This is a genomic window from Streptomyces aureus (assembly GCF_001418135.1).
GTDB lineage: Bacteria > Actinomycetota > Actinomycetes > Streptomycetales > Streptomycetaceae > Streptomyces > Streptomyces aureus_A.
In genome coordinates, this window is sequence record NZ_LIPQ01000486.1 from 1 (window position 1) to 5,109 (window position 5,109).

Sequence of the window (5,109 nt, forward strand, 5' to 3'; positions counted from 1 at the left end):
CGCGCCCGCCTCCGGGCGCGGGAAGGCCGCCGACATCGCGTCGCAGAGCGCGCGGGCGGCCGGGGTGAGGGGGTCGGCGGGCCGTGCGCCGGTCGTCGTCATGCGGTGAGTCCTCCGTCGATCGTGAACTCGGCGCCCGTCACGTACGACGACGCCTCCGAGAGCAGGAACGCGACCAGTTCCCCGACCTCCTCCGGGCGGCCCATCCGGCCCAGGGGGATGTGCGACCAGTCCCGGTCCGCGACCGTCGTCGTCATGGGGGTGTCGACGGCGCCCGGGTGGACCGAGTTGACCCGGACGCCGTACGGGGCGAGGTCGCGGGCCGCCGCGCGGCTGAGGCCGCGCAGGCCGAACTTGCCCGCCCCGTACGCCGCGTGGCCGGGGACGCCGACGCGGCCCGCCGTGGACGACACGTTCACGATCGAGCCGCCGCCCGCCTCGCGGAGCGCGGGCAGCACGGCCTGGACGCCGAGGAACGGCCCCAACAGATTGACTCTGAGCAGGAGTTCGAAGTTCTCGTACGTCTCCGACTCCACCGGGGCCGTCCGCCAGAGGGCCGCGTTGTTGACGAGCCCGTCGATCCCGCCGTACGTGGCGACCGCCGTGTCCGTCACCGTCCGCCAGTCGGCCGCCGACGTCACGTCGTGGCGGACGAAGGCCGCCGCACCGCCGAGGTCCGCCGCCACCGAACGGCCCTCCTCCTCCCGTACGTCGGTGAGGACCACCCGCGCCCCGGCCGCCACCAGGAGCCGGGCCCCGGCGGCGCCCTGGCCGCGCGCCGCGCCCGTCACGATCACGACCTTGCCGTCCAGGGCGCTCACGCGGCGGCGTCCAGGGCCCGGAAGTGCGGGATGACCTTCGTGCCCCACTGGCGGATGGTCTCCAGACAGGCCTCCTGCGGCACGGTGCCCATCTGGATCAGGCACATCACCTCGTCGACGCCGATCTCCCGGAGCCGTTCGACGTACGCGATCGCCGTGGTGGCGTCCCCGTACGCGTGGTCGGTGTTGTAGGTGCCGGTGTCGACCGGCCGCGCGGGGACGTTCGCCTCGTGCAGCCGGGCGATCAGTTCGTCCCGTTCGCGGGCGAGGGCGCCGGTGTGGTCCTCGTCCTCCGCGTAGCCGGTGGGCGCGGGCGCGCCGCCGTACCAGTGGGCGATCGACTCGGCGAAGAAGCGCTGGCCCCGGGTCCCGAGCCGGAGCGCGCGGTCGGCGTCGTCCAGGACGATGGTCGGGCAGAGTGCGGAGAAGTGGTCGTGGACCTCGGTGGAGACGAACCGCGACCCGTCCCGTGCGGCGAGGGCGTCGTCGTACACCGTGCGCATCGCGCGGACGTCGTCGGCGCCCGCGAAGCCCATCACCAGGGCCCCGATGCCGAGTTCGGCCGCCTGGCGGAGCGACGCGTGCTGCGAGCAGGCCATGAAGAGCGGCGGGTGCGGGTGCTGGACCGGGCGGGGCAGGATCGCGCCGGGGCCGATGTCGAGCGAGCCGTGCCACTCGAACTCCGGCTCGCGCCACGCGGCGGCGAGGATCCGCAGGGCCTCCTCGGTCTGCGGCCCGGTGTCCTCGGGGCGCACCCCGAACATCCGCATCTCCTGGCGGGTCGCGCCGCGTCCGGCGCCGATGTCGACCCGGCCGCCGGAGAGCACGTCGAGCATGGCGGCGCGTTCGGCGACCCGGACCGGGTGCTGGTAGCCGAAGGGCATGGTGACCACGCCGTGGCCGACGCGGATCGTGCGGGTGCGGGCGGCGACCCAGGTCAGGAAGATCTCGGACGCGCTCATGTGGGCGTACTGCGTGAGGGAGTGGTGTTCGACCGCCCAGATCCGGTCGAAGCCCATCTCCTCGGCGAGGACGGCCTGTTCGACGCAGTCGTGGAGGACGCGGTGCTCGAGGGCGGGGGTCGGGTCGACGAGCTGTGCTTCGAAGATCATGGAGAACTTCACGGGGCGCTCCTCCCGGAGAAGATACGGCGGATATGCCTAATCGAAATACTTCTAGCAGGCATAGGTGGGGGAGGGAAGGGCCGTAGACTGCCGACCGTGGCGGACGAAGAGACCGTGCCGGCGCTACCGGCGACCAGCTGGGCCGTGCTCGGACTGCTCTCCTTCGGGCGGGAGTTGTCCGGCTACGACCTCAAGAAGTGGTCGGACCGGTCACTGGGGCTCTTCTACTGGAGCCCGTCGTTCAGTCAGATCTACAGCGAGCTCAAACGCCTGGAGAAGGCCGGATACGCCGGCTCGCGTCTGGTCGCGCCGGAGGCCGGCTCGCGCGACAAGCGCGTCTACCGGATCACCGACGAGGGCCTCGCCGCCGTCCGGCTCTGGGCCCGCACCGCCCCGCTCGACCCGCCGGTCCTCAAGCACGGGCCGATGCTCCGGCTCTGGCTCGGCCATCTCCTCGAACCCGAGCGGACGCGGGAGATCCTCACCGCGCACCGGGAGTACGCCGACACGATGCGGCTGCGCGCCGAGGCCGACGCGGCGGACGCGTCGGCGGACGGGGCCTGGGCGTACCCCCGGCTGACCCTCACCTGGGCCGGGCGGTACTACACCGCCGAGCGCGATCTGGCCGACGCCATGCTCGCGGACATCGAGCGGCTGGAGCGGCAGGAGCGGCAGGAGCGGCAGGAGCGGCAAGAGGGGCTGGAGCGGCCGGAGCTTCCCGAGGGAGAGAGTCCATGGCACTGAGTCTGCGGAAGGTCGAGGAGACCGCGCCCGCGCTGGTCGGTCTCTACAAGCAGGCGGGCGAGTCGCTGCGACGGCACGGGATCGACGGGCAACGCGTCGCCGTCTACCTCGTCGTCGACTACTCGGGGTCGATGAAGCCGTACTACTCCTGCGGCGCCGTCCAGGCTTTGGCCGACCGGGTGCTGGGGCTCTCCGCGCAGCTCGACGACGACGGGCGGGTACCCGTCGTCTTCTTCTCCACCGACATCGACGCCGAGACCGAGATCCGGCTCGACGACCACGCCGGCCGGATCGACCGCATCGTCGCCGGGCTCGGGCACATGGGCAGGACCAGTTACCACCTGGCCATGGACGCCGTCATCGACCACTACCTCGACAGCGGCTCCACCGCGCCCGCGCTCGTCGTCTTCCAGACCGACGGCGGGCCGATCAACAAGCTCGCGGCCGAGCGGTACGTGTGCAAGGCGGCCCGGCTGCCGATCTTCTGGCAGTTCATCGGCTTCGGCGACCCCGGAAGCCGGCAGTTCGAGTTCCTGCGCCGGCTCGACGAGCTGGACGTACCGGCGAAGCGGCCCGTCGACAACTCCGGGTTCTTCCACGCGGGTCAGGACCCGAGCCGGGTCCCGGACGCGGAGCTGTACGACAGGCTCGTCGCCGAGTTCCCGGTGTGGCTCGCGGCGGCACGGCGACAGGGGATCGTCCGCCCGTGAACCGGTGCCCTGCCGGTCGAGCCGGTCGGGCCCGCCCAACCCGTGGAAACGGCCGACCCGTTCCGGTGGAAGGCGGCCGGAAAGCATTGGCCCTCTGCTCGGACGCCGGTGGATCATGACCGTATGACCTCTCTCGTACGACACGTCACCATCGACTGCGCCGACGCCTACGCCCTCGCCACCTTCTGGGCGAAGGTCCTGGACTCCAAGGTCTCCGACGAGGACCAGCCGGGCGACGAGGAGGCGCTCGTCGAGACGCCCGGGGCCGGCCTCCTCTTCATCCAGGTGCCCGAGGCGAAGGAGGTCAAGAACCGCGTCCACCTCGACCTCCAGCCGCAGGACCGCACCCGTGACGAGGAGGTCGAGCGGCTGCTCGGCCTCGGCGCCACCCTCCTCGACGACCGCCGCAACCCGGACGGCACGGGCTGGGCGACCCTGGGCGACCCGGAGGGCAACGAGTTCTGCGTCGAGCGCAGCGCCGCCGAGCGCGCCGCCACCGTCGCCGCTTCCGCCTCCTCCTGACGACATCCGGAGTAATCCGGACAGTGGATGTCGGGTATCCGGTGTTTCCTGGACGCATGGGAGACACCGGAACCGGAACCACCTGGTCGGCCTTCGAGGCCGCCGAACCCGAATTCGCCGAGACCGTGCGCGAGCGCTTCGGGCAGTACACCCACCACGCCCTCGCCACCGTGCGCGAGGACGGCTCTCCCCGGCTCAGCGGCATCGAGGTGGGCTTCCGCTTCGGCGAGCTCTGGCTCGGCATGATGCCCGGCTCCCGCAAGGCCCGTGACCTGCGCCGCGACCCCCGGCTCACCCTCCTCGCCAACCTCGGCGCGGGCACCGGCATGGGCGGCGGTGACGTCCGTGTCTCCGGGCGGGCGGTCGAGGTCACCGACCCGGAGACCGTCGCCCGGTACGTCGCCGACGCGGGCGAGCCCCAGCCGTTCCACCTCTTCCGGGTGGACCCGACCGAGGTCGTACGGACCTGGGTGGACGGCGACGAGCTCGTCGTCCGCGTCTGGTCCGCCGGGCGCCCGGCCCGCACCTTCCGGCGCGGCAACGACGACAGCCCGCCCCGCCGGGTGTCATGAGCCCAGCCGGCCGGGCGTCACGGCCCGGTCAGGAGTACGCGCCGAGGACCGTCGCCCGGCAGGTGGCCGGGTCGCCCCAGGCGTCCCTCAGGGGGCGGGCCTTGCGGAGCCACAGGGACAGGGCCAGTTCCTCCGTGTAGCCGATCGCGCCGTGGATCTGGAGCGCGGTGCGCGCCGCCGTGTACCCGCCCTCACCCGTGGTCACCTTGGCCGCGGCCAGGTCCCCGGGCGTCATCGTCACCGCCGCCCCGAACAGCGCCGGCCGCGCGAACTCCAAAGCCAGCAGGGTGTCCGCCAGGCGGTGCTTGACCGCCTGGAACGCGCCGATCGGGGTGCCGAACTGCGCGCGCTGACGGGCGTACGCGACCGTCCGGTCGAGCAGCGCCAGGCCCACGCCCAGTGACTGCGCGGCCGTCGCCAGCATCGCCCAGCGCCGGGCCTGTCCGGCCGCGACGGCCACCGCGGGGCCCTCGGCGAGCAGCTCCCCGCCGGGTGCCGGGCGGGCGAGCCGCCGCGCGGGGTCGGCGGAGACACGGACCGGTCCGTGACCGGGCGCCCGCCACAGTTCCTCCCCGCGTACGACGAGCACCGTGTCCGCCCGGTCACGGACCGGTCC

The 5,109-nt window shown here is 73.0% G+C and carries 7 protein-coding genes; 4 read left to right on the forward strand and 3 right to left on the reverse strand.

Annotation, left to right across the window (positions count from 1 at the left end; genetic code table 11):
- Nucleotides 1-98: 98 nt before the first annotated feature.
- Both AOK00_RS31555 and AOK00_RS31560 read right to left on the reverse strand, forming a co-directional pair.
- The gene (locus AOK00_RS31555) at nt 99-821 is read right to left on the reverse strand and encodes an SDR family NAD(P)-dependent oxidoreductase (protein WP_055603608.1); all 723 of its coding nucleotides are present in this window, start codon (nt 819-821) and stop codon (nt 99-101) included.
- Entirely contained in the window at nt 818-1,945 is a 1,128-nt protein-coding gene (locus AOK00_RS31560; protein ID WP_055603609.1) for an LLM class flavin-dependent oxidoreductase, read from the reverse strand. The genes AOK00_RS31555 and AOK00_RS31560 overlap by 4 nt, the downstream gene beginning before the upstream one ends.
- Nucleotides 1,946-2,041: 96 nt before the next feature.
- Here AOK00_RS31560 and AOK00_RS31565 point away from each other — a divergent pair, with 96 nt between their 5' ends.
- The 4 genes from AOK00_RS31565 to AOK00_RS31580 all read left to right on the forward strand — a co-directional run bounded on the left by AOK00_RS31565 (nt 2,042) and on the right by AOK00_RS31580 (nt 4,493).
- On the forward strand, nt 2,042-2,689 hold the full coding sequence (locus tag AOK00_RS31565; RefSeq protein ID WP_055603610.1) for a PadR family transcriptional regulator: 648 nt from the start codon (nt 2,042-2,044) through the stop codon (nt 2,687-2,689).
- Nucleotides 2,680-3,399, forward strand: a complete 720-nt coding sequence (locus tag AOK00_RS31570) for a vWA domain-containing protein (protein WP_055603611.1) — start codon at nt 2,680-2,682, stop codon at nt 3,397-3,399. Before AOK00_RS31565 ends, AOK00_RS31570 begins: the two co-directional genes overlap by 10 nt.
- A gap of 123 nt (nt 3,400-3,522) precedes the next feature.
- Nucleotides 3,523-3,921 carry a VOC family protein gene (locus AOK00_RS31575; RefSeq protein WP_055603612.1) on the forward strand — a complete coding sequence of 133 codons (399 nt, stop codon included), beginning with the start codon at nt 3,523-3,525 and terminating at the stop codon, nt 3,919-3,921.
- Between the two features lie 56 nt (nt 3,922-3,977).
- Complete coding sequence (locus AOK00_RS31580; RefSeq protein ID WP_055603613.1) at nt 3,978-4,493, forward strand: pyridoxamine 5'-phosphate oxidase family protein; 516 nt, start codon at nt 3,978-3,980, stop codon at nt 4,491-4,493.
- A 28-nt stretch (nt 4,494-4,521) separates the two neighbouring features.
- Here AOK00_RS31580 and AOK00_RS31585 read toward each other — a convergent pair.
- Nucleotides 4,522-5,109, reverse strand: a 588-nt coding sequence (locus AOK00_RS31585) for an acyl-CoA dehydrogenase family protein (protein ID WP_301554236.1), incomplete at its 5' end; no start/stop codon positions are given.

What these genes read in the sequence shown, in the direction of transcription:
- AOK00_RS31575 (WP_055603612.1), top strand. Translation starts at nt 3,523, where the DNA reads ATGACCTCTCTCGTACGACACGTCACCATCGACTGCGCCGACGCCTAC.
- AOK00_RS31580 (WP_055603613.1), top strand. Translation starts at nt 3,978, where the DNA reads ATGGGAGACACCGGAACCGGAACCACCTGGTCGGCCTTCGAGGCCGCC.
- AOK00_RS31570 (WP_055603611.1), top strand. Translation starts at nt 2,680, where the DNA reads ATGGCACTGAGTCTGCGGAAGGTCGAGGAGACCGCGCCCGCGCTGGTC.